The following is a 24,231-nucleotide window of genomic DNA, read 5'->3' as shown; positions in this document are numbered from 1 at the left end:
GATCCCGGGACAAGCCCGGGATGACAATTCTTTTCGTCATGCCCCGCTTCATGCGGGGCATCCACGTCTTTAGTGCGCCACAAGGAAGACGTGGATGGCCCGGACGAGCCGGGCCATGACGCTTCATATCTTGAATGAAAATCAAACAGCCTTGGAGTGCCGCGCCCCGCCCGCTTCGAGATAGCGGTCGAAGACGGCGCAGACAGCGCGCATGAGGGGGCGGCCTTCCTCGGTGATGACGAGGCGCGAGCCGTCGCGCAGCACGATGCCGTCGGCTTCCAACGGCTCCAGCGCGGCAAGTTCGGGATCGAACGCATCCGGGTCGAGCCCGTGCAGGCCCGCGATTGCGGCGAGGTCGACATTCATGTCGCACATCAGCTTTTCGATGATCTCGCGCCGCAGCTTGTCGTCGCCATTGACGGCGATGCCGCGCGTGATGGGCAACTCCCCTGCCCGGACCGTTTCCTTGTAGCGCTCGATGGCAATCTCGTTCGCCACATAGCCCTGCGGCAGCGAGCCGATGCCGCTCGCGCCCAGCGCGATGAGAACCGGCGCTTCGTCGGTCGTGTAGCCTTGAAAATTGCGATGCAGCGCCCCGGCCTTCGCCGCTTCCGCCATCGGATCGTCGGGATGGGCGAAATGATCGAGCCCGACGCGGACATATCCCGCCTCCAGCAGCGCATCGGCGGTGGCTTCATATTGCGCCCAGCGCTCGGCCATATCCGGCAGCGCCTCTTCGGGGATGAGCTTCTGATGCGGCTTCATCCACGGCACATGCGCATAGCCGAAGAGCGCAATACGCGCAGGGTTGAGCCCGGCGGCAAGCCGCGCCATCTCGGTCACGCTTTCCACCGTCTGATAGGGAAGCCCGTAAACGAGATCCATATTGATCGCGGAAATACCGGCGTCGCGCAGCCAGCCGATCACCCGCGCCGTCACGTCGTAAGGCTGAATGCGGTTGATCGCCTTCTGTACGCGCTCGTCGAAATCCTGCACGCCGATGGAGGCGCGCGTCACGCCCGCCTTCGCCATGGCGCGAACGTAATCCTCGGTTGCCGTGCGCGGGTCCATCTCGACCGCGATATCGGCATCCAGCGTGACGTTGTAGAACTCGCGAAGCTGCGCCAGCGTCTGAGCGAAATCGTCGGCCTTCAGCAGCGTCGGACTGCCGCCGCCGAAATGCACGTGATCGACCTTCATCCGTGCCGGGAGCTTGCCTGCGATGAGCTTCGCCTCGGCCTGAACCGCATCCAGATAATCCGCCACCGGCGCATATTTATGCGTCGCCTTGGTGTGGCAGCCGCAGAACCAGCACATCTCCGCGCAATAGGCGATGTGGAGATAGAGCGACAGCGGCGCCGTCGGCTCCAGCTCGGAAAGCCAGCGCGCATAGGTGCCCCCGTCCACCGACGGGCCGAAATGCGGCGCGGTCGGATAGGAGGTGTAGCGCGGAACCCGGAGGTCGTATTTTTCAATCAGGTCGAGTCTCATGAGGCCAAGCTAAAGCGCGCTCAGCCTCCCGCCTATTCGCCCAAATGTCGCAGGGACATTTGGCACGAAGGCTTTGAGAACATTAGTAAATCGTGGCCTGCACCACGGCTTTCAGCCGCTCGATGATGGAAAACTCGTCATCGGTGAAGTCGCTGTCGACCCACCATTCCTCGACCTCGCGATAGACGCGGCCCATTTCCGGGCCTTCCGGCACGCCGGCGGCCTTCATCATCGCGCCGTCGAGCGGCAGCTGCGGCTTTTCCCAGCTATCGGCCATGGCCAGCATCGCCCGCCACTGGAAGGCATTGTGGTCGGGCTTCTCGCTCGCCCAGCCCAGCATGACGCGATCCTTGAAGAGCTCCAGCCCCATATTGTAGAGCGCGCGACGCACCTCGCGCATGGAGAGGTAGCAGACGATCTTGGTCGTATCGGTGAGCATGGCCGTCAGGCGCTCACGGTCCTTGTTGGAGAATTTCAGCCGGTCGGCCAGCGCATCCACGCCCGCCTTATCGAGATCGAGCATCGCCCCCAGACGCACCACCGGCGAGGGGTCGGCGGTGAACAGCTGGTCGCGTTCGATGCGCACGAGATTTTCAAAGCGATCGAGCTTCGAGGCTTCGGGCAGCACCTCCGTCAACACGCCCGAGGCCGCCATCTGGCGGAAGGCGGCGGGCGCCTCGTCGGCGGTCAGCGTCTTGAAAAGCTCGACGCGGATACGCTCGCCGGAAAGCTGCTTCATGCCTTCTTTTTCTTCCGCGCAGGCCTTGAGCGAGGCCGCGTCCGGCTCGCCCTTGCCGTACCAGGCATGGAAGCGGAAGAAACGCAGGATGCGCAGATAGTCCTCGCGGATGCGTTCGCGCGGATCGCCAATGAAGCGCACCAGCCGGGCCTGCAGGTCGTCCTGCCCGCCCAGCGGATCGTGCAGCGTGCCGTCCTTGTCGGCATAAAGCGCGTTCATGGTGAAGTCGCGGCGCTTGGCGTCCTCCACCCAGTCCTCGGTGAATTCCACATCGGCATGGCGGCCATGCGTGGCCACATCGACGCGCAGCGTGGTGATCTCGAAATGACGCCCCTCGGCCACCGCCGTCACCGTGCCATGCTCGATGCCGGTGGGAATGACCTTGATGCCCTTCGCCTCCAGCAGCGCCTGCGCCCTGTCGGGCGTCTCGGTGGTAGCGATATCCACATCGGTCACCGACTCGCCCAGCAGCGAATTGCGCACACAGCCGCCCACGAAACGCGCCGTGCCGCCCTCGGCTTCCAGCGCCTCCATCACGGCGCGGGTTTCGGCCGCTTTCAGCCATATCTGGTTGGCGAGCTTCTTATCGGCACTCATCGGGGGCGACCTCCATACGCATTATCATTCTCGTCACGTGTTTTCGGCCAGACTGCCATTCCACGCGGCGCGGGGCCAGAGCATAAATGACGCGGGCGTCATTTTCTTCAAGGCCGGGTCATATGACCCTCAGGCGCTCGCCTGCTGATGCTCGAAAAGCCTGAGATACATGTTGCGAAGCATGCCCGCCGTGGCGCCCCAGATATACTGGCCGCCATAGGGCATGGCGTAATAGTGCCGCCGCTTGCCCTTCCACACGGCGCTGTGGCGCTCGTGATTCTCCGGGTTCATCAGAAAGGAGAGCGGCACCTCGAAAACATCCGCCACCTCGCCCGGGTTCACCGTCAGCTCGAAACCGGGCCGCACGAACCCCACCACCGGCAGAATGCGAAAGCCCGTGCCGGTCTCGTAAAGATCGAGATAGCCCGCCACCTCCACGAAGGAGCGGTCGAGCCCGACCTCCTCCTCCGCCTCGCGCAGCGCGGCCTCGGCCGGCGTCTCGCCGGGCTCCATCTTGCCACCGGGAAAGGCGACCTGGCCCGAATGCTGGCCGAGATGGTCCGCGCGCCGCGTCAGCAGCATATGGGCGCCATGCGCATGCTCGACGATGGGCACCAGCACGGCGGCGGCGCGCAATGTCTTGCGGTCTTCCGGCTCCAGCCAGTCGTCCGGATCGGGGTTCAGCGCATGGTCGCCATTGACCGGCACCTCGCCCAGCATCACCTCCATCGACGGAGGATCGCGATCGATATGATCGAGGATCAACTCACGGTAGTTCTTCATCCGCCCTGCTTTCGTGCGCCCACTTCATCGGCCGGCATAAAGGGAAAGAACTCGCCCGACGACCAGATGCCGAACCATTGGTGTCCATCGACTTCCTCTTCCGCGCCAAGCTCCACGAGATCGTAGAAGACGGCGCGATTGATGAGCGCATCGAGCCGCGCGCGCACATGCACGTAGGGCGCAGGCTCGCCGGTTTCCTTGTCGATCTCGAATCGCATGGGATGCTCGGGGCCCGCCACCGTCTCGTCGCCGACATTGGTCCGGAAGGTCAGCACCTGATCCTTGCCCTCGCCCTCCACCTGCATGGCCACCGCGACGAAAGGCGCATCCTCCACCGTGATGCCGATCTTCTCCACCGGCGTGACGAGATAATATTTGCCGTCCTCGTCGTGACGCAGAACGGTTGAGAAAAGCCGCACGAGTTTTTCGCGTCCGATGGGCGTGCCGAGATACCACCAGCTCCCGTCGCGGGCGATCCGCATGTCGATATCGCCGCAAAAAGGCGGATTCCACTTGTGCACGGGCGGCAGGCCTTTCGCCTTCTTGCCCGCCGCCTCGGCTTCTGCGAGACCCTTCAGCCCCATCGTGCCGCCGGATTCGCTCTTTTTCCCCATATCTTCCGAGGTGTCATCCGGGGCGCCATCTTGTGCCGTTTGTGGCTTTGCGGTCATTTTGTCCCTTCTTTCGTCGGGTGAGCGGATTCCTGCCTTTCGCGCAGACGCCGGGCCATATTATCGTCAAGATACCAAGCGCTTATGATGCGGCGCTCAGCCGTGAGCGAAACGAGGCCCGTGCGGCGCCCGAAAGGCACCGTACCACCCAATATGTAGGTCAATGCAGACAGTCAGTGAAGCCGACGGCACCGCCGTCGAGGAAATCGAAGCCGCGGGCGCGAAAATCGCCGCCGCGCGCGAGGCCATCGGCGAGGTCATTTACGGGCAGGAAACGGTCATCGACCAGACCCTCGTGACCGTGCTCGCAGGCGGTCATGCGCTGCTTGTCGGCGTGCCGGGCCTCGCCAAGACGCTGCTCGTCCACACCATGGGCAAGGTGCTGGGCCTTGAGGACAAGCGCATCCAGTTCACTCCCGACCTGATGCCCGCCGACATTGTGGGCTCGGAAGTGCTGGAAGAATCCGATTCCGGCGGGCGCAGCTTCCGCTTCATCAAGGGGCCGGTCTTCTGCCAGCTCCTGATGGCCGACGAAATCAACCGCGCAAGCCCGCGCACCCAGTCCGCCCTCTTGCAGGCCATGCAGGAAAAGAACGTGACGGTGGCCGGCGTGCGCTACGAACTGCCCACCCCCTTCCATGTGCTCGCGACGCAGAACCCGCTGGAGCAGGAAGGCACCTACCCGCTGCCGGAAGCCCAGCTCGACCGCTTTCTGATGCAGATCGATGTGAATTATCCCGACTACGAAGCCGAGCGGCGCATGCTGCTTTCGACCACGGGCGAAAAGACGGTCGATGTTTCGCAATCCATGACGGTGAAAGACCTGATGGAAGCGCAGGCGCTGGTGCGCCGCGTGCCGGTCGGCGAAAAGGTGGTGGCCGCCATTCTGGAACTGGTGCGCGCCACGCGGCCCGAGGAAGGCGCATCGGAAGAGGTGGAACGCCATGTGGCCTGGGGGCCCGGCCCGCGCGCCAGCCAGGCGCTGATGCTGGCCGTGCGCGCCCGCGCGCTGATCGACGGCCGCTTCTCGCCATCCGTCGAGGATGTGGTGGCGCTGGCCGCCCCCGTTCTGCGCCATCGCATGGCACTCAATTTCTCGGCACGGGCGGAGGGCGTGACTGTCAGCGGCGTCATCGACAGGCTCTGCCGGACCATCGTCTGACCGGAGCGCGCATCATGCGGCCGCCGAGTGACAATGCGCCCCATGCGCCCGCGACCGGCCTGCGCGAACAGGCCGAGACGCTTGCCGAAGCACTGCCGCCTCTGGTGGCGGAGGCCGAACATGTCGCGCGCACCGTTGCGCAAGGGCTGCATGGCCGCCGCCGCGCAGGCACCGGCGAAACCTTCTGGCAATATCGCCGCTTCCGCGAGGGCGACACCGCCTCCTCGGTGGACTGGCGCCACTCCGCCCGCACGCGCCATCTCTATGTGCGCGAAAAGGAATGGGAAGCCGCCGAAAGCGTCTGGATATGGCGCGACGGCTCGGCCTCCATGGACTACGCCTCCGATTTCGCTCCCTGCCGCAAACGCGACCGCGCGACCGTGCTGGCGCTCGCCCTCTCCTCGCTTCTCGTGCAGGGCGGCGAGAACATCGCGCCGCTGGGCAGCGGTGCGCAGCCCTCCACGGGCCGCACCGCCTTTCACCGTATGGCCCATGCCATGCTGGACCGCCGCGAAGACACCGCGCTCGAAAGCCTGCCGCCGCCGCAACATTTGCCGCGCTATGCGCAGATCGTGCTGATCGGCGATTTTCTCTCCCCCGCCGAGGAGATCGCCGCGCGTATCCGCAGCTATGCCTCAGAGGGCATCAAGGGCCATCTGATTCAGGTGCTCGATCCGGCCGAGGAAGACCTGCCCTTTTCCGGGCGTACCGAATTCGAAGGCATCGAGGAAGAAACCCGCCTGATGGTGGGCCGCGCGGAAAGCCTGCGCAGCGCCTATCACAAGCGTCTCGCCACGCATCGCAGCCACATCGAAGAGGCCGTGCAGCGCCTGAACTTCACCTTTGCAACGCACCGGACCGACCGGCCGCCGCATCATGCATTGCTGGCGCTTTACGGTGCGCTGTCCGGCGCGCTGGACGCGGTGCAGCCGCCCCGCGCGGGAGGCTGACCGGCAATGCTCACGCTCGGACCTCTCGCTTTCGCCGCCCCCTGGGTGCTGACCGGCCTCATCGCGCTGCCCGCGATCTGGTGGCTGCTGCGCATTGCCCCGCCCTCGCCCAAGCGCATCCGCTTTCCCGCCATCCGCCTGCTGCAAGGCCTTTCCAATGAAGAGGAAACGCCCGCCCATACGCCGCTCTGGCTGCTGATCCTGCGCATGTTGCTCGCCGCCATCGTCATTATCGCGCTGGCCGAGCCGCTCTGGAATCCGGCCCCGAAAGTGTCCGGCGGCGGTCCCCTGCTGATCGTGATCGACGATGGATGGGCCGCGGCCGCGGACTGGAACGACCGGCAGAACGCGCGCGACAGCCTCATCGCCGCCGCGCGGCGCGAAGACCGCCCGGTGCTGACGGTCGGCACCGCACCGCGCCTCACCCCCGGCGATATCGACTTTTCCTCACCCGACGATGCCGCCTCCCGCGCCCGCGCCATGGAGCCGCGCCCCTTTGCCCCCGATCGCATGGCACTGGCCGAAAGACTCGAAAAAGCGCCTGCGCTCAAAAAGGCCGCACCGCATATCGTCTGGATCGGCGACGGGCTCGACTATGGCAAGGCGGCCGACTTCTCCCAAGCGCTCGCGCGGATTGCGGGCAAGGACGGCGTGACGCTGATCGAACCCGCCCAGCGCGCATTGGCGCTGCTGCCGCCTGAATCGGATGGCGATGCGCTTGTGTCGAAGGTCCGCCGCGCCAGCCCCGGCGATCCGGGCGAAGGCACGGTGCAGGCCATCGGAACCAAAGGCAATGTGCTTGCGACAGCTTCTTTCAAATTCGAGAACGGCGCGCTGGAAACCAATGCGCGCCTCCAGCTTCCTCTTGAACTGCGCAACCGGATCGACCGGCTGCAGATCGTGAACGAGAACTCGGCCGGCGCCGTCACGCTGCTCGACGAGCGCTGGCGCCGCCGCGCGGTCGGTCTCGTTTCAGGCTCCGGCACGAACAAGGCACAGGCGCTGCTTTCCGACCTCTATTACATTCGCAAGGCGCTTGCGCCCTATGCGGAGCTGCGCGAAGCGGGTACCGGAACCGGCAGCTCAAGCGTCGCGGAGCTTCTGTCCCGCCCGCTATCCGCCCTTGTGCTTGCCGATGTCGGCACGCTGACGAAGGCGGACGAAAAACGCGTCGCGGACTGGGTGGAAAAAGGCGGCACGCTGGTACGCTTCGCAGGCCCGCATCTTGCCGCGCAAAGCGACAGCCTGATCCCTGTGCCGCTGCGCCATGGCGGACGCGCACTTGGCGGCGCGCTCTCCTGGACGGAGCCGCAGCATCTCGCCCCCTTTGACGAGAACAGCCCCTTTGCGGGCCTCACCGTGCCGAAGGATGTAAACGTCTCGCGCCAAGTGCTGGCCGAACCGACGCTCGACCTCGGCGACAAGACATGGGCGCGCCTCACCGACGGGACGCCGCTCGTCACCGCGGCGAAACGCGGCAAGGGCCGCATCGTGCTCTTTCATGTGACCGCGAATACCGACTGGTCGAACCTGCCGATCTCCGGCCTCTTCGTCGACATGCTCCGCCGTGTCGTCGCCAAGGCCCAGAACGTCGCCGAACCCGCATCCGGCAAGGACGGCGATGAAACGCTGAGCCCCGTCGCCACGCTGAACGGGTTCGGCCGCCTCGGTACTCCCTCGCCGACGGTGACCGCCATCCCCGCGCGGGAGCTTGGCCGGACGGACAACAACCCGCGCCACCCGCCCGGCCTTTACGGCCCGCAGGATGCGCCGCGCGCGCGCAACCTTGCGAGCGACACGCTGAAGCTGACGCCCACCACCGACCTTCCCGGCCTGTCGGAGCGGCGCGGCTTTGCCGCCGGCGCCGAAATCGGCCTGCGCCCGCCGCTGCTGGGACTGGCGCTGCTGCTGCTGATCGCGGACGGCATCGCCGCGCTCTGGGTCACCGGCCTGTTCGAGACCGGAGAGATCCGCCGCGGGCGGCTCGGACGCAACCTTCTGCCGCTGCTGCTTCTCGGCCTCGTGCTGGCCGCCGCGCCGAAAGCCTTCGCTGCGGATAACGATAATTTCGACATCGCCGCCTCCACCGAGACACGTCTTGCCTATGTCATCACCGGCGACACGCAGGTAGACGAGGTGAGCCGCGAGGGGCTGAACGGGCTTTCCAATGCCTTGCGACAGCGCACCGCCTTCGAACCCGGCGATCCGATGGGCGTCGATGTCGCAAAGGACGAACTCGCCTTCTTCCCCCTGCTCTACTGGCCGATGACGGCGAAACAACCGCCCCTCTCCCCCGAAACGCTCGGCAAGATCGACGCCTATATGAAAAACGGCGGCATGATCCTGTTCGATACGCGCGACCAGCAGGAAGCACTGTCGGGCGCAGGCGGCAACGGCCCCGGCGCCCAGACGCTGCAACGCCTTCTGGCGGGGCTCGACCTTCCCGCACTGGAACCGGTTCCCTCCAATCATGTGCTGACGCGCAGCTTCTATTTGCTGAAGGATTTTCCCGGTCGCTGGGCCGGCGGACAGCTATGGGTCGCGGCAAGCGATAGCGGCTCGACGGATACGACCAGCCTGACCGCCCGCACCAATGACGGCGTCTCGCCCATCATTGTCGGCTCCAACGACTATGCCGCCGCCTGGGCGGTGGATAATAGCGGGCGCGCGCGCTACCCGGTCGTGCCCGGCGGCGAACGCCAGCGCGAAATGGCAGAACGTGTCGGCATCAACCTCGTCATGTATGCACTGACCGGCAACTACAAATCCGATCAGGTGCATATCCCCGCTCTTCTCGAGCGGCTTGGGCAATAGGGGTTGGCATCATGAACTGGGATATCGTTTTCGAACCTGCACTGCCCCCCGTGCTGCTTGCCGCTTTGGGCGTCACTGCCGTCATCGTGCTGATCTTTTCCTTCTGGCGGCGAGCGCGCGGCGCGCCCTGGCGGGCCGGTGCATTCGCCCTTCTGATGCTGGCGCTGCTGAACCCGACCATCAGACAGGAAGACCGGACCCCGGTGCCCGATGTCGCCGCCATCGTGGTCGATGAAAGCCAGAGCCAGCAGATCGGCGAGCGCCCCGCCCAGACGGAAGCCGCGCTCGCGAAACTCGAAAAGCAAATCGCCGCGACGGGCGACATCGAAACGCGCATCGTGCGCGTCGGGAACGATCCCGGGTCGGAAAACGGCACGGAGCTTTTCGCCGCGCTCGAAAATGCGCTGACCGACGTGCCGCGCGAACGTATCGCCGGCGCCGTGCTCCTGACCGACGGCCAGGTCCACGACGTGCCGAAAAGCGCCCGGGCGCTCGGCTTCGATGCGCCCGTTCACGCCCTTATCACTGGCCACAAGAACGAACATGACCGCCGTCTGACAATCGTCGAGGCACCGCGCTTCGGCATCGTGGACGAACCGCTCTCGCTTTCATTCCGTGTCGACGAAACGGGCGCGAAATCGGAAGGGATCGCGCCGGTGACGATTTCGGTCGATGGCGAGAAGATGACCACCGCCAATGCCACGATCGGCCAGACCACGACCGTCACCCTGTCGCTCAGCCATGGCGGCCCCAACGTCATCGAAGTCGATGTCGCCCCGGGCCCCGAAGAGCTGACGATGCTGAACAATCGCGCCGTGGTGGTCGCCAACGGCATTCGCGACCGCCTGCGCGTTCTGCTTGTCTCCGGCGAACCGCATCCGGGCGAGCGGACATGGCGCAACCTGCTGAAGGCCGACCCCGCGGTCGATCTCGTCCATTTCACCATTCTGCGCCCGCCGGAAAAACAGGATGCGACGCCCGTCAGCGAATTGTCGCTGATCGCCTTCCCGACGCGCGAACTCTTTTCCGAAAAGCTCGACCAGTTCGATCTCATCATCTTCGACCGCTACAAGCGGCGCGGTGTGTTGCCGCTCGCCTATCTGTCCAACATTGTCGACTATGTGGAAAAGGGCGGCGCCATCCTCGCGGCAGCCGGCCCGGCCTTCGCCTCGCCCTACTCGATCTACCGCACACCGCTGGCGAGCATCCTGCCCGCCCGCCCGACAGGCGACATTTCCATCGGCGGTTTCAAACCGGAAGTCACGAAGACGGGACGCAAACACCCCGTCACCGCAGACCTGCCCGGCGAGCGCCCCGCCGGCGATGCCGGGGCCGAAGCTGATTGGGGCCGCTGGTTCCGGACCATCGACACGATGACCGACAGCGGCGAAACGGTGATGGACACGCCGAACGGCAAACCCCTCGTCGTGCTCGACCGCGCCGGCGAAGGCCGTGTGGCACAGCTCCTCTCCGACCAGGTCTGGCTCTGGTCGCGCGGCTTCGAGGGCGGCGGCCCCTATGCCGAACTGCTGCGCCGCCTCGCCCATTGGCTGATGAAGGAACCCGACCTGGAGGAGGAACGCCTCTCCGCGTCCACGAAGAACGGCGTCATGACCATCAGCCGCCGCACCATGGCCGACGAAACGCCCCCCGCCGAGATCACGCTTCCCTCCGGCAAGACGCGGGAGCTGAAGCTGACGCAAACCGCCCCCGGCCGCTTCGAAGCGAACCTGCAGGCCGAAGAGCTGGGCCTCTATCGCATCCACCAGGGCAAGCTATCCGCCGTCGCGGCGGCAGGACCGCTCAACCCCAGAGAGTTCGCCGATGTCCGCGCGACCGATGCCAAGCTGAAAGACCTGACGGCGGAAACGGGCGGCGGGCTCTGGTGGCTGGGTGACAAGACCGAGAACATGCCGTCCCTGCGCATGGTGCGCGCGGGCCATGACGCTGCGGGAAGCGGCTGGTTCGGCCTGCGCCGCAACGAGCAATATCTCGTCAATGCGGTCCGTCAGGTACCGCTGATGACCGGTTTCCTCGCTCTCGCCCTCATTCTCGGCAGCATCGCACTGGCCTGGCACCGCGAAGGGCGATAGCGCCAAATAAACGCCGCTTCCCTCCCCCCTTGCCGACCCGCGGAATTCGGCCTAGGTTGCGCGACGTTATAATATCACATTCCCGGACAAACCGATGAGCGATCCCACCTCCCGCCACGCGCCCGCACGCCATTCCGCCTTCGGCACGGGAATCGGCGAGAGGCTGGCGCTGGCCGGGCTCGGCATCGCACTCATCTGGCTTGGCGTCTGGTGGGCGATCGCATGACCGGTCCTGCCGAAATCCGCCTGCGCGACCTCACCATCTCCTATGAGCGGATGCCGGCGGTGCATCATCTCTCCGGCGCCTTTCAGGGCGGCCGCCTGTCCGCCGTGATGGGACCGAACGGCGCGGGCAAAAGCACATTACTGAAAAGCCTTGTCGGTCTTTTGCCGCTCGATGAAGGCGATATCGGTCTCTCCGGCCTCGCGCGGCGGGAAATCGCCTACCTGCCGCAACATGCCGATCTCGATACGAGTTTCCCCATCACCGTTTTCGACGTGGTGGCCATGGGTCTCTGGCAGGAACTCGGGCTCTTTGGTCGCATCGACGCGGCCCGCACGGCCCGCGTCAACGAAGCGCTCGAAACGGTCGGCCTGCCCGGCTTCGGCGAGCGCCCCGTGACCAACCTCTCCGTCGGCCAGCTTCAGCGCGTTCTTTTCGCGCGACTTCTGATCCAGAACGCCAAGGCGATCCTGCTCGACGAACCTTTCGCTGCGGTGGACGAACGCACCGTGCAGGAATTGCTGGCGGTGATGCGCCGCTGGCGGGAGGAAGGCCGCATCGTGATCGCCGTACTGCACGACCTCGCCATGGCGCGGACCGCCTTCGACGACGCCTTGCTGCTTGCCCGCGAGCCCGTGGCGTGGGGAGGCGTCGAAGAGACGCTCGGCACCGACAATCTCGCCCGTGCCCGCTACATCTCCGACGGCTGGGGGCGCGCGGCATGATAATTTACGACCAGCTGGTGCAGCCCTTCTTCGACTACGCCTTCATGCGCCGCGCCCTGGTCGCCTGCCTCGCGCTTGCGCTTGGCGGCGCGCCCATCGGCGTCTTCCTCGTATTGCGCCGCATGAGCCTGATGGGCGATGCGATCAGCCATGCGATCCTGCCCGGCGCCGCCATCGGCTTTCTCGTGGCCGGGCTCTCCATCTGGACGATGAGCGCGGGCGGCCTCTTTGCCGGACTGTCGGTCGCTCTGCTGGCGGGGGTCATCAGTCGCACGACGCTTCTGCGCGAGGATGCGAGCCTTGCGGGCTTCTACCTGATCAGCCTTGCCTTCGGCGTCCTCCTCGTCTCCATGCGCGGCTCCAATATCGACCTGCTGCATGTGCTTTTCGGCACCATTCTCTCCGTCGACGACAATGCCCTGCTGCTGGTCGCAAGCATCGCCTCGCTGACACTGATCGTGCTGGCGGTCATCTATCGCGCGCTGGTGATCGATTGCTTCGATCCGATCTTCCTGCCTGCCACCATGCGCGGCGCGGGCGTGTTCCACTTCGTCTTTCTCGCGCTGGTGGTGCTGAACCTCGTCGCGGGCTTTCAGGCACTCGGAACGCTGATGGCGCTCGGCCTGATGATGCTGCCCGCCGCCGCGGCGCGCTTCTGGGCGCGCGAGGTCTGGTCGCTGATCGCAGCGGCAGTCGCCATCGCCTTCGGTTCCGGCGTGGCGGGACTGCTCGTCTCCTATCATTTCGGCCTGCCCTCCGGCCCCGCCATCATCCTGACGGCGGGCGCGGCCTACATCTTCTCGGTGATCGCCGGTCGCCATTCGAGCCTGACAAGCCGGTACATGCACCGCCCTCATTTTCATGAGGTCAAAGACAGCCCCCTCGTCCCGGATAAGGAAACCATGAAATGAAACGCCTTTTGCTGCTCGCCTGCGCCACGCTTTTCCTGTCCGTCTCGTCGTTTCTGACATCGCCGGCGCAGGCCGCGCCGCTGAAAGTGGTGACGAGCATTTCGATCCTCGCCGACATGACGCAGCAGATCACCGGCGACAACGCGACGGTGATCTCCCTCGTCCCGGCGAACGGCGATGCGCATTCCTTCGAGCCGAGCCCGGCAGACGCCCGGGCGCTGGCCGAGGCCGACCTCGTCGTCGTCAACGGCCTTGCGCTTGAAAGCTGGATGCAGCGCCTGATCGACGCCTCCGGTTACAAGGGGCCGGTGATCGTTGCGAGCAAAGGCGTTCACCCGCGCCGCCTGACGCCGGAAGAAGCCGAACATGAGCATGAGCATGACAGCCATGAGGATCACGAGGCGCATGAAAACCATCATGGCGACTATGACCCCCATGCCTGGCAGGACCTGAGCAACGGCAAGATCTATGTCGGCAATATCGAGGCGGCGCTGGAAAAGGCCGATCCGGACCATGCCGACATCTATGCGACGGCGGCCCGCAACTACATTTACGAAATCAACGCGCTCGACAAATGGGTGCGCGCCGAAATCGGCAAGGTGCCCGCAGCCAAGCGCAAGGTCATCACCACGCATGACGCATTCGGCTATTTCGGCGACGCCTATGGCGTGAGCTTCCATGCGCCTACAGGCATCAACGCCGAAGCGGAAGTGAGCGCGAAGGACCTCGCACGTCTGGTCGACCAGATGAAACGGGAAAAGATCAAGGCGCTCTTCATCGAAAACATGTCCGACCCGCGCATGATGCAGACCATCGCGCGCGAGACCGGCGCGGAAGAAGGCGGCGAACTCTATTCCGACGCCCTGTCCCCGCCCGATGGCGAGGCGCCGACCTATCTCGACATGTTCCGCGTCAATGTGCCGAGGCTGGTCGCGGCGATGGAGAAGAACTGACCTTCTCCCCCCGAATTGAGAACACGCACCGCGCCCGAGACACCGGAGAACGCCCCGAGATCGAGTTCCCGGTAGAGAAGCCGCCGCGGGTCCACCGGTCCCGGCATGACGACACGCCCCGGCGGCACCGGGCCGAACCCCACTTTCGAGTAATAGGGTTCGTCGCCGACAAGGATGACGATCCGCCAGCCCAGCGCTTTCGCATCCTCAAGCCCCCGCCGCATCAGGAGGAGGCCCGCGCCCTTGCCGCGAAGCGCGGGCTCCACGGCAAGCGGCCCCAGCATCAGGGCGGGCGTGTCGCCGATCGCGATCGGCCAGAAGCTCAACGAGCCGACCATGTGCCGCTCGCCGCCCTCTTCGGAAAAGGCGACATAGCAAAGCTCCGGCACCGGGTGATTGCCCTCGCGCAGGCGCTGCGCGGTCTTGGCAAAACGGCCGGGGCCGAATGAAAGGTCCAGCAGCGCGTCGATGTCGGGCCGGTGTTCGGGCCGCTCATGAAGGATTTCAAACATGGGATTCAGGGTCTCTCAGGCAGATCGGCCGTGAACATCTGCTATGGGCCGGTCGTTGACGGATCGGTTGGCCGCTCGGGCCCCTTTCCGCCGGAACCGGCTGTCAGGCCCGGCTCGGACGGCGCGCAGGGGCACGCACGGATCGGAGGGCGTAGCCTCCGGCCCGGATTCGTCGTCGCTGTGCAGCCAAACGCGTCATAACGTCCATATCCCTTACGGCAGATTCATGCTTCCGCCGCCTGAAAGAGGGAAAGCGGATAGCACGGCCCGCCCGTCCCGTAAAGTTCCGGCATTCGGGAGAGGCAAAACCTCTGGCCCTCGCCCGCCCCTTTAGCTAGCTTGCCCGGCATATAAACGACACCGAACGAGGCTTTTCACGGAGGAAAAGATGGGACTTCTCGACGGCAAGGTAGTGCTGGTTACGGGTGCCGCAGGCGGCATCGGCAAGGAATGCGCAATGATCGCGGCGGCGCAGGGCGCCAAGGTGGTGGTGAACGATCTGGGCGGCAGCGTGTCCGGCGGCGACGAAGGCAATGCGAGCGCGGCGCAGAAAACCGTGGACGAGATCAAGGCCGCGGGCGGCGAAGCGGTCGCCAATTCCGACAGCGTGGCGGTGAAGTCCGGCGCGGAAAACATGATCGCGCAGGCGCTCGACACATTCGGCGGCCTGCACTCCATCATCTCGCCCGCCGGCATCCTGCGCGACGGCATGTTCCACAAGATGCCCGATGAGGACTGGGACGCGGTTCTCGAAGTCCATCTGAAGGGCAGCTACAACATCACCCGCGCGGCCATCAATCATTTCCGCGATCAGGAAGAAGGCAATTTCGTCCTCTTCACCTCGACCTCGGGCCTGATCGGCAATATCGGCCAGGCGAACTATGCCGCCGCCAAGATGGGCATTGCGGGCCTGTCGCGCATCATCGCCATGGAAGGCGAGAAGAAGAATGTGCGCTCCAACATCATCGCGCCCTTCGCCTGGACGCGCATGATCGCCACCATCCCGGTGAAGGACGAAGCTTCCGCCCAGCGCGTGGAACGCATGAAGAATGCGATGCGCGCCGAGCAGGTTGCGAATTTCTCCGTCGCGCTGGCCTCGCCCGAATGCAAGACGAGCGGCCAGATCTTCTCCGTGCGCGGCAACGAGATCGTGCTGTTCTCGCAGCCCCGCCCCGTGAAGAGCGTTGCCCGCATCGACGGCTGGACGCCGGAGACGATCCTCTCCCACGGCATCCCGGCCATGGAAGGCGGCTACACCGACCTCGGCGCCACGGCGTCGGTCTTCACCTGGGAACCGGTGTAAGAGACACGCTAGCGAATGAGAAAAGGCCGCCTCTTTGGCGGCCTTTTCTATCTGTTCGAGAGGTTTTTTACAGTCCAAGGAAACACAACATCTTTGCTACCTAGCTTTGAATTCCCTGTTGATAAGTTCCAAGAAAGCCTTTGAAGGCTTCAAAGATTTTTGCCTCTCGATTTTGCTACTTCCATGCTTTTCAAGCGCACTCTGAAGTGCGACTTGAAACCCTCTGTTTATCTGGAATGGCGGCGTAGGATAGAATAATAATTTGTGGGCCTGCACTGCTTGGAATGGATAATCCTTCTCGTAGGCGTCTTCGTCATCAAGAGAAACGGGCACCACAAAATCAACATACATCCATTCCACTTCCTCACCTTCCGGCAAAGAAAAGCAAAGCAGCCAATCACCGCTGCTAACTTGATCTTCGTCAACATTGATATGATTTTGGGGCTGACGAACTCCGTATATATTTTTTGCTTCGATGACAGCGGCTTCGGACACTCCGCCTTCGTCCGATGACCATCCAAGCTTCCAAGGTTCCCGGAACGAAGCTTCATACCAATCGGAAAAACTAACTGCCCTACGCTTGGCTTTCTTGGCGCTAACGCCGCGAGCCACACCCAAAACCTTCGATTGATGGTTCAGCGTTTCTAAATCTCCATCAGATATCGTTCTAGGTCTTGTTTCTTGAATGAATTTTTCAATGTCCACTATACCAGGTTCAAAAAACACACCTGCTTCTTTGGTCCCATCTTTCCCTAAAGCATTTGAAGAGAGATTTGCCGAACATATCACGCAACCTTTGCGACTAGACCAGTAGACTTTTGCATGAAGCCGTTCCGATTTTCTAACGACAGCACCTCGATCCCTTAACCTCCCTAATGCGTTAGCGCTCGTGGCCCCAGGCTCCAGACAGCAAATCACCTCCAAACCGTCAACGTTTGGTAGGTACTTCTCCGCACCGTCACTTACATAGGCAACAAGAGCAACTCTTCGTTCGTTGGGCTGAGGCTGAGAAAATATCCGTTTAATTTCTTTGTGAATCCGGCTCGAAGAGTAAAGAACAGTCGCTTCTTTCATAATTCCAATCCCCCATTATCATAAATCTCCCACGGCGCGACGCCCGGGCCGAACTTCTCCACCGCGAAATCGACGAAGGCCCGGACCTTAGGCGCCAGAAGATGCGTATGCGGATAGATGGCGTGAAGGCGTAGCGGCTCGTCCTCCCAGTCGGTCATCACCGCCTCGATCGCACCGGAACGCAATTCATCGGCAATGATGAAGTCCGGGAAGAAGCCCATTGCCTGCCCCGCCTTCAGCATCGGCACCATGGCATCCGCATTGTTGCAATAAAGCTGGCCTTCCCGCTCGACCTCGATCCGCTTGCCGGAGGGCGAGCGAAGGCGAATGACCTCCGGTCGGGGCTGGATCGAATAGAACATGAAACGATGGCTCTTCAGCTCGTCCGGTGTTTGCGGCCGGCCATGCTTCTCGAAATAGGCGGGCGCGGCCACCAGCAAGCGGCGCACAGGCGCAAGCTGGCGTGCGATCAGGCTTGAATCCTCCAGCTCCGAAACGCGCAAGGACACGTCGAACCCTTCTTCGATGAGGTCCACGCGCCGGTCGTTGAGCGCGAGGTCCACGGTGAGGTCCGGATAGCGTTCGAGAAACTCCGGCATCACACTCGACAATTGCCGGATCCCGAAGGTCATCGGTGCGTTGACGCGCAAACGGCCCTGCACGGCGCCCTGCACATGGGTGACGCAGGCCTCCGCATCCGCCGCCTCCGCCACGATGCGCTGCGCGCGCTCGTAAACCACCGCGCCTGCCTCGGTTACGCTGAGCCGCCGCGTCGTCCGGTTGAGAAGGCGCACGCCCAGCCCCTCCTCCAGCGCGGCGACCTGACGGCTCACCATGCTTTTGGACAAGTGCAGGGCTTCCGCCGCGGCGGTGAAACTGCCCGTCTCCACCACCTGCGCAAAAACGGCGAAGGCATTGAGGTCCAGCGTCATTTTCTCACCATTGAAACAATCTATTGAAGAAATGATGGATTGGAACTTTCGGAGAAGCAAATACATTTCACTCAGCGAACGAAACACCCTCGAACGACATCCCAGTCAAAGGAGAGCGACATGGCGGACGAAACGAAAATTCTGGTGCTCTATCACAGCTCCTACGGCCATATCGAAACCATGGCCAAGGCCGTGGCCGAAGGCGCGGCGAGCGAAAGCGGCGTCAGCGTGGATTTGAAGCGCGTGCCGGAGACCATGCCCGAAGACCTGATGAACGAAGCGGGCATGAAAACCGATCAGGAAGCCCCCGTGGCCGCCCCGCATGAGCTTGCGGGATATGACGCGGTGATCTTCGGCTCGCCCACCCGTTTCGGCAACATGACGGGCCAGATGCGCAGTTTCCTCGACCAGACCGGCGGTCTCTGGGCCAAGGGCGCGCTCACCGGCAAGGTGGGCAGCGTCTTCACCTCCACCGGCACCGGCGCAGGCAACGAGACGACCATCACCTCGTTCCACAACACGCTGATCCACCACGGCATGGTCATTGTCGGCCTGCCCTACGCGGTGGCGAACGAACCCTTCGACATCTCGGAAGTGCGCGGCGGCTCGCCCTATGGCGCCTCGACGCTGGCCGGCGGCGACGGATCCCGCCAGCCGTCCGAGAAGGAACTTTCCATGGCGCGGAAGCAGGGCGCACATGTCGCCTCTATCGCCCGGAAACTCAAAGGCTAGAGAAAGCCTGACCTGACAAATACCTGCCTTGCGGAAGGCTCTCCCCCTCCCCCCACTTCCGCAAGGTACAGCCCGCCACGCGTCCCTCCCCCGTATTGCATAAAGGGGCGCGTGGCGGTCCCCATCATTCGGGAGGAGAGAGGAACAAGGTCATGATCGAAATTCGCGATTTCGAAAGCCTCGGGCATGCCGACCATGGCTGGCTGGACGCCCGGCATCATTTTTCCTTCGGGCAGTATCACGACGCTGCGCGGATGGGCTGGGGTGCGCTGCGCGTCTGGAACGACGACCGCATCGCGCCGAAAACGGGCTTCCCCCCGCATGGCCATCGCAACATGGAGATCGTCACTTTCGTGCGCAAAGGCGCGATCACCCATCGCGACCACATGAACAATGAAGGCCGCACGAAAGCGGGCGACGTTCAGGTGATGTCCGCGGGCAAGGGCGTGCGGCACGAGGAATGGAACCTGGAAGACGAAGAAACGACGCTCTTCCAGATCTGGATCGAAACCAACCGCCCCGGCATCGCCCCGCGCTGGGAGCAGGCGGCGTTTCCCGAAGGCACGCGCGAAGGAAAGCTCGCGCGGCTGGCCAGCGGCAAACCGGACGCCCCGGCGGGCGCTCTTTGGATCGCGGCGGATGCCGAGATACTGGGCGCAACGCTTGCCGCCGGAAATGCGGTGACCCATGAAACGGGCAAGGAGCGCTATCTCTATCTCGTGCCCTCGAAAGGCAGCGTGACCGTAAACGGTGTGCATGTGCCCGAACGCGCAGGCGCGGCGATCCGCGATGTCGAGAAGCTCGTCATCGAGGCCACGGAAGATGCCGAAATCGTGCTGGTGGATATACCGCCCGCCACAAATTGAAACGAAGCGCAGGACAGATAGGAGCGCGAAATGGGACAGCTTGTCGACGGCGAATGGAAGACCGAGGAAACCATTGCCAAAACGAGCGAGGGACGCTTCCAGCGCCCCTCCTCCACCTTTCGTAACTGGGTAACGGCGGATGGCAGCGCCGGCCCCACCGGCAAGCCGGGCTTCAAGGCGGAAGCCGGTCGCTATCACCTCTATGTCTCGTTCGCCTGCCCCTGGGCGCATCGCACGCTCATCTTCCGCAAGCTCAAAGGCCTCGACGACAAGATTTCGCTGAACGTGGTCGACCCGCTGATGCTGGATGAAGGCTGGACGCTGAAGAATAGCGACGACGACACCACGTCCGATACGATCAATGGCAAGACGCGGCTCTACGAGGTCTACCAGCTTGCCGACCCCGACTATTCGGGTCGTGTGACGGTGCCCGTCCTCTGGGACAAGGAGACCGGCACCATCGTCAGCAATGAATCCGCCGACATCATTCGCATGCTGAACTCGGCTTTCGACGGGCTGGAAGGCGTCGATGCAGATCTCGACTTCTATCCCGATGGATTGCGCGAGGAAATCGATACGCTGAACGCATCCATCTACGACAAGATCAATAACGGGGTCTACAAGGCGGGCTTTGCGACGACGCAGGACGCTTACGAAGAAGCGGTCACCGCGCTTTTCGAAGAACTCGACCGGCTGGACGATCTTTTGTCACACCGACGCTACCTGACCGGCAACCAGCCGACGGAAGCCGATTGGCGGCTCTTCCCGACGCTGGTCCGGTTCGATCCCGTCTATGTCGGCCATTTCAAATGCAACATCCGCCGCATTGCCGACTATCCGAACCTGTCGAACTATCTGCGCGACCTCTATCAGGTGCCGGGCGTGAAGGAGACGGTCAATATCGGCCACATCAAGCGGCACTATTACGCAAGCCATCGCCACATCAACCCGACAGGCATCATCCCCGCCGGGCCCGTGCTCGACCTCGACGCGCCGCATGACCGCGACCGTTTCGAAAGCTAGTCAGCCGCAAGCGCCTGTTCGCGCATACGGAGCAGCCGGTTCTCGACCGCGCCGCGATTGCGGGCTTCGCTATAGCGGTCCATGCGCGACATGCCGAAGTGATAGGCCTTCAGCGCCGCATCGCCGGACTGCCTGACGGACCGGTCGAGATCGAGAAAGACGCAGGCCGTGTTGCGGTGGTTCTCGCGCCCGAAATCCTCGCAATAGCGCACCGAGGCGCGAAGCATCCGCAATTGTTTCGTGTCGAGGGCGTCCAGCTCGGCCTTGTCGGTCGGCAGCGCCGCCCAATCGACCTCATCCTGCGCAAACGCCGGTCCCGGTGCCAGAACGGATACCGAAACGACCATCGCAAGAAAAATACCGATCAGCGTTTTCATATTCCCCCTCCTTCTTTTCAGTAGAGCATGGCCGGACCGGCGATCAATCACCAGAACTCGTCCGGCACCGCCCCTTCGACCGCCTCGCCGATCCGCCGCCGCGTACCCGGCGACACATCTTCGGGCAAACGGTCCAGCGCGAAAAAATCCCATTCGGCAATCTCCCGGTCGGGCGCCCATGCGCCGCGCTCCCAAGCATCGGCTTCTATGTCGAACAGGGCCACATGATCCGATTTGAACTCCCGGAAATTGGCATAAATCCCCATAAGCCGGGCCTGGCCATGCAGAATAAGTCCCGTTTCTTCCTGCAATTCGCGGCGGACGGCCTGATGCATGGTCTCGGAGCGGTCCACCCCGCCCCCCGGCAGATACCAGCCCGCGAGATAGGTATGGCGGACCAGAAGAATGCGTCCCTCCTCATCGCGGACAAGCGCCCGCACCCCCGCGGTCAACGGCCGTGTCAGCCGCCAGTAAAGGCGCGCCGCGGGACTGAAAAGGCGCTTGAAAGCGAATTGCCGGATCCGGGACATGGGTGTGAGCGTAGCGCAAGAAAGACAATCCCGCATTTAGCACTCGTCAACTATCTCCACGCTAGCCTCTTTTCCGGCTCCCGGCTGTGAATTCCCACCGCCGGGGACCGGGCTTTGCGAGGGTGCGCGGCCAGGGGCAGTTGACGATATGAAGATTTTCTCGCGCTTCAGGGCGCGGCAAAGAGAAGCCGAACCGACCGAGGCAACGCCCCGGGCGACGCGGGAGGCCATGGATCGGGCCCTGCGCGGCACCTCGCGCCATAGCGGCTCTGTTTCCGCCGCCGAACTCGGCCAGCGGATCGCGACCTCGCTTTCCACCGTGGAAACCGCCGTGCTCGCCATCGACGCCGTGAGCGATCTGCTGCGCGAAGCCGCCGATCTCGCGGCGGATGCCGCGCGCAGCGACGATCCCGGCCGCCGGGCGCTCCTTGCCGGACGCTATGACGACCTCCGAAGCGAAATCGACGCGATTGTCGGGTCCGCATCGCATAACCGGATCAACCTGATTGCCGGGCGGCGCTCTCCCCGCCATCCGGTAAGCTTCGAAATCATCCTGGATACCGAAGGACGCCGCGGCATTGCCGTCCCCATCGTCAATCTCACCACATCCGCCGAGGGCCTTTCCCTCTCCCCGCCCCGCAGCGCATTCGAGCACGATGAAGAGATCGACATGATCCTCTGCGAAATCGACCGCGCCCGCGATGTCACAGAAAACGCCGCTGCGGCCCTGGCCGACCATGCCTCGCTTGTGGCCGAGCGCATCGAGGCCCTGCGCCGCGAAGCCGGCGAACGGAACATCGATTCCAGCGTCCCGACCGGTGCCGATACGCCGGAAGACGAATTGCAGATCGACGACGACGGCGAGACCGCGCTGAACGAAACGCTGCGCACCCCCGATGCGATGGACGAAAACATGAGCGCCGTCGAAGACAAGCTGCAGGCGCTGGCCGAACGGCTGAACCGGCGCGTGGGCGAAGCCGCGGAACTCGCAGCGCAACATCAGGACAAGGATGCCGATCACGGCGAGGACGCGGACGAAACGTTGATCCTCGACAACGAGCTTCTGCCCGCCCCTTCCGATCCATATGACGCCGATCCCGACGAACGGGACTGAACGTTTCATCCTCGCCTTCCCGCTCCCGCCGCCCAAAAGCAGATCCCGATCCGGCAGATGTTTCCACCTCGCCGGAAAACGGTCTAGGCTGCGCGCAAGAAACACATCGGGAGCGCGTAGATATGAGCGAGCAGACAAGCCTGTCCAATGACGACCAGATCAAATACTGGAACGGCCGCAGCGGCGAAAAATGGGTCGCCAATCAGGCGCGTATGGACCGCGTTCTCGCGCCCTACTCTCAGGCCGTGATCGAAACCCTCGCACCGGCGAAAGGCGAGCGTGCGATCGATATCGGCTGCGGCTGCGGCGTCACCACGCGCGCCATCGCCAAACGCACCGGCAAGGAAGGCCTGGCGCTCGGCGTCGACGTCTCCCGCCCCATGATCGAACATGCGCGCGCATTGGCGGCAGCGGAAAACAATCCCGCCGAATTCCTGCTCGCCGACGCATCCAGCCACGATTTCGACGGTCCCGGTTTCGACATGCTGGCCTCGCGTTTCGGCGTGATGTTCTTTGCCGATCCCGACGGCGCCTTCGCCCATCTTCATGGCACGATGAAGCCGGGCGGAAGGCTGGCCTTCGTCTGCTGGCGTCCGCTGACCGAAAACAGCTGGTTTCATGTCCCGCTCTTTGCCGCCCTCGAACATGTCGAAGCCCCAGAACCGCCCGCACCCGGCGCGCCGGGTCCCTTCGCCTTTCAGGACAAGGACCGCGTGAACGCCATCCTGAGCGGCGCGGGCTTCGGCGATATCTCCATCGATCAACTCGATGCGGAAATGACGATGGGCCGGACCGACAGCGACGCAGGCGACGCGGTGGAGGATGCGCTTCATCAATCGCTCGAGGTCGGCCCCTTCTCACGCCTTTTCGTCGACCTGGACGACACCGCCCGCGAAAAGGCCATAGGCGCCGTCCGCAAGGCACTGGCCGCCCACAATACCGACCGCGGCGTGGTCCTGAACGGATCGGTCTGGCTCGTCACAGCCAACGTCTGACCGGGGATATGTAAACGAAGGGGTAACCTTACGTCCGCCCTTTGTTAACCAATCCGTTCTATCGTCGCGCTGTTGAAGCTGACGTATTCGCGAGGGCACCGGCAACCGCCGGAAAGCGATGCGGCACTGCGCAGGTGGGGTATGACGGCACAATCCTTATTCGGGCCAATCAGCGTATTGGTGGTGGATGACAGCGCCTATATGCGGCAATTGCTGCTGGGGCTGCTGAATGCGCTCGAGGTCGGGAAAACATTTCTCGGCGCGAATGGCGAAGAGGGTCTGGACCTCTACAGGCGACACAGGCCCGACGTCGTCATTACCGATGCCGCCATGGAACCGGGCGACGGCTTCGATCTGGTAAAGCGGCTTCGCGCCATCGACTGCACGGAGATGAGCACCGCGCCCATCATCATGGTCTCGGGCCATACCGACGTCGCATCCGTTGAAAAAGCACGCGATGCCGGCATCACCGCGTTCCTCTCCAAACCCATCTCCGCGGCGACACTCTATCGGCGGCTTGCCGAAGTCGTGTGCTATCCCCGCGCCTTCATCGAAACCGACACCTATCGCGGCCCGGACCGCCGCCGCCGCGATACGCCCTTCGAGGGTGTGGACCGGCGGCAGGCAGCCGCCCCGCAGGTCACCTTGCTCTAGGAAGTCC

General features: G+C 63.7%; 24 protein-coding genes. 15 read left to right on the top strand and 9 right to left on the bottom strand.

Going from position 1 to position 24,231, the window contains the following annotated elements:
- Positions 1 to 141 precede the first annotated feature (141 nt).
- The 4 genes from hemN to ACSSVQ_RS15115 form a co-directional block, all read right to left on the bottom strand.
- Positions 142 to 1,491, bottom strand: coding sequence for an oxygen-independent coproporphyrinogen III oxidase (gene hemN / locus ACSSVQ_RS15130; protein ID WP_454184187.1), 1,350 nt, complete (start codon positions 1,489 to 1,491; stop codon positions 142 to 144).
- A gap of 82 nt (positions 1,492 to 1,573) precedes the next feature.
- A complete protein-coding gene (locus ACSSVQ_RS15125) occupies positions 1,574 to 2,827 on the bottom strand; it encodes a CCA tRNA nucleotidyltransferase (RefSeq protein ID WP_454184186.1) in 1,254 nt (417 codons plus the stop codon).
- 129 nt (positions 2,828 to 2,956) lie between these two features.
- Entirely contained in the window at positions 2,957 to 3,610 is a 654-nt protein-coding gene (locus ACSSVQ_RS15120; RefSeq protein ID WP_454184185.1) for a CoA pyrophosphatase, read from the bottom strand.
- The gene (locus ACSSVQ_RS15115; protein ID WP_454184707.1) at positions 3,607 to 4,224 is read right to left on the bottom strand and encodes a DUF1285 domain-containing protein; all 618 of its coding nucleotides are present in this window, start codon (positions 4,222 to 4,224) and stop codon (positions 3,607 to 3,609) included. The genes ACSSVQ_RS15120 and ACSSVQ_RS15115 overlap by 4 nt, the downstream gene beginning before the upstream one ends.
- Positions 4,225 to 4,444: 220 nt before the next feature.
- Here ACSSVQ_RS15115 and ACSSVQ_RS15110 point away from each other — a divergent pair, with 220 nt between their 5' ends.
- From ACSSVQ_RS15110 to ACSSVQ_RS15075, 8 genes are all read left to right on the top strand, one after another.
- Positions 4,445 to 5,443: an AAA family ATPase gene (locus tag ACSSVQ_RS15110; RefSeq protein ID WP_293326898.1), complete on the top strand. Its 999-nt coding sequence runs from the start codon at positions 4,445 to 4,447 to the stop codon at positions 5,441 to 5,443.
- 14 nt (positions 5,444 to 5,457) lie between these two features.
- Entirely contained in the window at positions 5,458 to 6,393 is a 936-nt protein-coding gene (locus tag ACSSVQ_RS15105; RefSeq protein WP_454184184.1) for a DUF58 domain-containing protein, read from the top strand.
- 6 nt (positions 6,394 to 6,399) lie between these two features.
- Positions 6,400 to 9,207 carry a DUF4159 domain-containing protein gene (locus ACSSVQ_RS15100; protein WP_454184183.1) on the top strand — a complete coding sequence of 936 codons (2,808 nt, stop codon included), beginning with the start codon at positions 6,400 to 6,402 and terminating at the stop codon, positions 9,205 to 9,207.
- 11 nt (positions 9,208 to 9,218) lie between these two features.
- The gene (locus ACSSVQ_RS15095; protein WP_454184182.1) at positions 9,219 to 11,300 is read left to right on the top strand and encodes a hypothetical protein; all 2,082 of its coding nucleotides are present in this window, start codon (positions 9,219 to 9,221) and stop codon (positions 11,298 to 11,300) included.
- 94 nt (positions 11,301 to 11,394) lie between these two features.
- Positions 11,395 to 11,526: a hypothetical protein gene (locus tag ACSSVQ_RS15090; RefSeq protein WP_339613825.1), complete on the top strand. Its 132-nt coding sequence runs from the start codon at positions 11,395 to 11,397 to the stop codon at positions 11,524 to 11,526.
- Positions 11,523 to 12,248 (top strand): metal ABC transporter ATP-binding protein, encoded by a 726-nt coding sequence (locus tag ACSSVQ_RS15085; RefSeq protein WP_454184181.1) that lies wholly within the window; start codon positions 11,523 to 11,525, stop codon positions 12,246 to 12,248. The genes ACSSVQ_RS15090 and ACSSVQ_RS15085 overlap by 4 nt, the downstream gene beginning before the upstream one ends.
- A complete protein-coding gene (locus tag ACSSVQ_RS15080) occupies positions 12,245 to 13,159 on the top strand; it encodes a metal ABC transporter permease (RefSeq protein ID WP_454184180.1) in 915 nt (304 codons plus the stop codon). Before ACSSVQ_RS15085 ends, ACSSVQ_RS15080 begins: the two co-directional genes overlap by 4 nt.
- Entirely contained in the window at positions 13,156 to 14,112 is a 957-nt protein-coding gene (locus tag ACSSVQ_RS15075; protein ID WP_454184179.1) for a metal ABC transporter substrate-binding protein, read from the top strand. Before ACSSVQ_RS15080 ends, ACSSVQ_RS15075 begins: the two co-directional genes overlap by 4 nt.
- Here ACSSVQ_RS15075 and ACSSVQ_RS15070 read toward each other — a convergent pair.
- Positions 14,052 to 14,624, bottom strand: coding sequence for a GNAT family N-acetyltransferase (locus ACSSVQ_RS15070; RefSeq protein WP_454184178.1), 573 nt, complete (start codon positions 14,622 to 14,624; stop codon positions 14,052 to 14,054). The two genes, ACSSVQ_RS15075 and ACSSVQ_RS15070, sit on opposite strands and share 61 nt — an antisense overlap.
- Before the next feature lie 388 nt (positions 14,625 to 15,012).
- On the opposite strand from ACSSVQ_RS15070, the gene ACSSVQ_RS15065 reads away from it, so the two are divergent.
- Positions 15,013 to 15,927 (top strand): SDR family NAD(P)-dependent oxidoreductase, encoded by a 915-nt coding sequence (locus ACSSVQ_RS15065; RefSeq protein ID WP_454184177.1) that lies wholly within the window; start codon positions 15,013 to 15,015, stop codon positions 15,925 to 15,927.
- Positions 15,928 to 16,023: 96 nt separating this feature from the next.
- Here ACSSVQ_RS15065 and ACSSVQ_RS15060 read toward each other — a convergent pair whose 3' ends face one another.
- Together ACSSVQ_RS15060 and ACSSVQ_RS15055 are read right to left on the bottom strand one after the other, a co-directional pair.
- Complete coding sequence (locus tag ACSSVQ_RS15060; RefSeq protein WP_454184176.1) at positions 16,024 to 17,001, bottom strand: phospholipase D family protein; 978 nt, start codon at positions 16,999 to 17,001, stop codon at positions 16,024 to 16,026.
- On the bottom strand, positions 16,998 to 17,933 hold the full coding sequence (locus ACSSVQ_RS15055) for a LysR family transcriptional regulator (RefSeq protein ID WP_454184175.1): 936 nt from the start codon (positions 17,931 to 17,933) through the stop codon (positions 16,998 to 17,000). Before ACSSVQ_RS15055 ends, ACSSVQ_RS15060 begins: the two co-directional genes overlap by 4 nt.
- 120 nt (positions 17,934 to 18,053) lie before the next feature.
- Between ACSSVQ_RS15055 and wrbA the strand changes: the two genes are divergently transcribed.
- The 3 genes from wrbA (at position 18,054) to ACSSVQ_RS15040 (ending at position 20,554) form a co-directional block, all read left to right on the top strand.
- The gene (gene wrbA, locus ACSSVQ_RS15050; RefSeq protein ID WP_454184174.1) at positions 18,054 to 18,665 is read left to right on the top strand and encodes an NAD(P)H:quinone oxidoreductase; all 612 of its coding nucleotides are present in this window, start codon (positions 18,054 to 18,056) and stop codon (positions 18,663 to 18,665) included.
- Positions 18,666 to 18,817: 152 nt separating this feature from the next.
- Positions 18,818 to 19,531, top strand: coding sequence for a pirin family protein (locus ACSSVQ_RS15045; protein ID WP_454184173.1), 714 nt, complete (start codon positions 18,818 to 18,820; stop codon positions 19,529 to 19,531).
- Positions 19,532 to 19,561: 30 nt separating this feature from the next.
- Positions 19,562 to 20,554: a glutathione S-transferase family protein gene (locus ACSSVQ_RS15040; protein ID WP_454184172.1), complete on the top strand. Its 993-nt coding sequence runs from the start codon at positions 19,562 to 19,564 to the stop codon at positions 20,552 to 20,554.
- On the opposite strand, the gene ACSSVQ_RS15035 is transcribed toward ACSSVQ_RS15040, so the two are convergent.
- The gene (locus ACSSVQ_RS15035; RefSeq protein WP_454184171.1) at positions 20,551 to 20,931 is read right to left on the bottom strand and encodes a hypothetical protein; all 381 of its coding nucleotides are present in this window, start codon (positions 20,929 to 20,931) and stop codon (positions 20,551 to 20,553) included. The genes ACSSVQ_RS15040 and ACSSVQ_RS15035 overlap by 4 nt on opposite strands.
- 47 nt (positions 20,932 to 20,978) lie before the next feature.
- Positions 20,979 to 21,461, bottom strand: coding sequence for an NUDIX domain-containing protein (locus ACSSVQ_RS15030; RefSeq protein WP_454184170.1), 483 nt, complete (start codon positions 21,459 to 21,461; stop codon positions 20,979 to 20,981).
- 148 nt (positions 21,462 to 21,609) lie between these two features.
- Here ACSSVQ_RS15030 and ACSSVQ_RS15025 point away from each other — a divergent pair, with 148 nt between their 5' ends.
- From ACSSVQ_RS15025 to ACSSVQ_RS15015, 3 genes are all read left to right on the top strand, one after another.
- Positions 21,610 to 22,575 carry a hypothetical protein gene (locus ACSSVQ_RS15025; protein ID WP_454184169.1) on the top strand — a complete coding sequence of 322 codons (966 nt, stop codon included), beginning with the start codon at positions 21,610 to 21,612 and terminating at the stop codon, positions 22,573 to 22,575.
- Positions 22,576 to 22,697: 122 nt separating this feature from the next.
- Positions 22,698 to 23,570, top strand: coding sequence for a class I SAM-dependent methyltransferase (locus tag ACSSVQ_RS15020; RefSeq protein ID WP_454184168.1), 873 nt, complete (start codon positions 22,698 to 22,700; stop codon positions 23,568 to 23,570).
- A gap of 141 nt (positions 23,571 to 23,711) precedes the next feature.
- The gene (locus ACSSVQ_RS15015) at positions 23,712 to 24,224 is read left to right on the top strand and encodes a response regulator (protein WP_454184167.1); all 513 of its coding nucleotides are present in this window, start codon (positions 23,712 to 23,714) and stop codon (positions 24,222 to 24,224) included.
- The last annotated feature ends 7 nt before the right edge of the window (positions 24,225 to 24,231 follow it).

This window comes from Parvibaculum sp. MBR-TMA-1.3b-4.2, assembly GCF_053628815.1.
The sequence above is the reverse complement of the archived record's forward strand: the minus strand, read 5'-3'. Positions and strand labels throughout refer to the sequence as shown.

Excerpts from the sequence above, each read along its gene's own strand:
- ACSSVQ_RS15070 (WP_454184178.1), bottom strand. The coding sequence starts at position 14,624 with ATGTTTGAAATCCTTCATGAGCGGCCCGAACACCGGCCCGACATCGAC.
- ACSSVQ_RS15025 (WP_454184169.1), top strand. The coding sequence starts at position 21,610 with ATGAAGATTTTCTCGCGCTTCAGGGCGCGGCAAAGAGAAGCCGAACCG.
- ACSSVQ_RS15055 (WP_454184175.1), bottom strand. The coding sequence starts at position 17,933 with ATGACGCTGGACCTCAATGCCTTCGCCGTTTTTGCGCAGGTGGTGGAG.
- ACSSVQ_RS15020 (WP_454184168.1), top strand. The coding sequence starts at position 22,698 with ATGAGCGAGCAGACAAGCCTGTCCAATGACGACCAGATCAAATACTGG.
- ACSSVQ_RS15095 (WP_454184182.1), top strand. The coding sequence starts at position 9,219 with ATGAACTGGGATATCGTTTTCGAACCTGCACTGCCCCCCGTGCTGCTT.
- ACSSVQ_RS15065 (WP_454184177.1), top strand. The coding sequence starts at position 15,013 with ATGGGACTTCTCGACGGCAAGGTAGTGCTGGTTACGGGTGCCGCAGGC.
- ACSSVQ_RS15110 (WP_293326898.1), top strand. The coding sequence starts at position 4,445 with ATGCAGACAGTCAGTGAAGCCGACGGCACCGCCGTCGAGGAAATCGAA.
- ACSSVQ_RS15085 (WP_454184181.1), top strand. The coding sequence starts at position 11,523 with ATGACCGGTCCTGCCGAAATCCGCCTGCGCGACCTCACCATCTCCTAT.
- ACSSVQ_RS15035 (WP_454184171.1), bottom strand. The coding sequence starts at position 20,931 with ATGAAAACGCTGATCGGTATTTTTCTTGCGATGGTCGTTTCGGTATCC.
- ACSSVQ_RS15115 (WP_454184707.1), bottom strand. The coding sequence starts at position 4,224 with ATGGGGAAAAAGAGCGAATCCGGCGGCACGATGGGGCTGAAGGGTCTC.
- ACSSVQ_RS15015 (WP_454184167.1), top strand. The coding sequence starts at position 23,712 with ATGACGGCACAATCCTTATTCGGGCCAATCAGCGTATTGGTGGTGGAT.
- ACSSVQ_RS15100 (WP_454184183.1), top strand. The coding sequence starts at position 6,400 with ATGCTCACGCTCGGACCTCTCGCTTTCGCCGCCCCCTGGGTGCTGACC.
- ACSSVQ_RS15120 (WP_454184185.1), bottom strand. The coding sequence starts at position 3,610 with ATGAAGAACTACCGTGAGTTGATCCTCGATCATATCGATCGCGATCCT.
- ACSSVQ_RS15045 (WP_454184173.1), top strand. The coding sequence starts at position 18,818 with ATGATCGAAATTCGCGATTTCGAAAGCCTCGGGCATGCCGACCATGGC.
- ACSSVQ_RS15040 (WP_454184172.1), top strand. The coding sequence starts at position 19,562 with ATGGGACAGCTTGTCGACGGCGAATGGAAGACCGAGGAAACCATTGCC.
- hemN (WP_454184187.1), bottom strand. The coding sequence starts at position 1,491 with ATGAGACTCGACCTGATTGAAAAATACGACCTCCGGGTTCCGCGCTAC.
- ACSSVQ_RS15060 (WP_454184176.1), bottom strand. The coding sequence starts at position 17,001 with ATGAAAGAAGCGACTGTTCTTTACTCTTCGAGCCGGATTCACAAAGAA.
- ACSSVQ_RS15030 (WP_454184170.1), bottom strand. The coding sequence starts at position 21,461 with ATGTCCCGGATCCGGCAATTCGCTTTCAAGCGCCTTTTCAGTCCCGCG.
- ACSSVQ_RS15075 (WP_454184179.1), top strand. The coding sequence starts at position 13,156 with ATGAAACGCCTTTTGCTGCTCGCCTGCGCCACGCTTTTCCTGTCCGTC.
- wrbA (WP_454184174.1), top strand. The coding sequence starts at position 18,054 with ATGGCGGACGAAACGAAAATTCTGGTGCTCTATCACAGCTCCTACGGC.
- ACSSVQ_RS15090 (WP_339613825.1), top strand. The coding sequence starts at position 11,395 with ATGAGCGATCCCACCTCCCGCCACGCGCCCGCACGCCATTCCGCCTTC.
- ACSSVQ_RS15105 (WP_454184184.1), top strand. The coding sequence starts at position 5,458 with ATGCGGCCGCCGAGTGACAATGCGCCCCATGCGCCCGCGACCGGCCTG.
- ACSSVQ_RS15125 (WP_454184186.1), bottom strand. The coding sequence starts at position 2,827 with ATGAGTGCCGATAAGAAGCTCGCCAACCAGATATGGCTGAAAGCGGCC.
- ACSSVQ_RS15080 (WP_454184180.1), top strand. The coding sequence starts at position 12,245 with ATGATAATTTACGACCAGCTGGTGCAGCCCTTCTTCGACTACGCCTTC.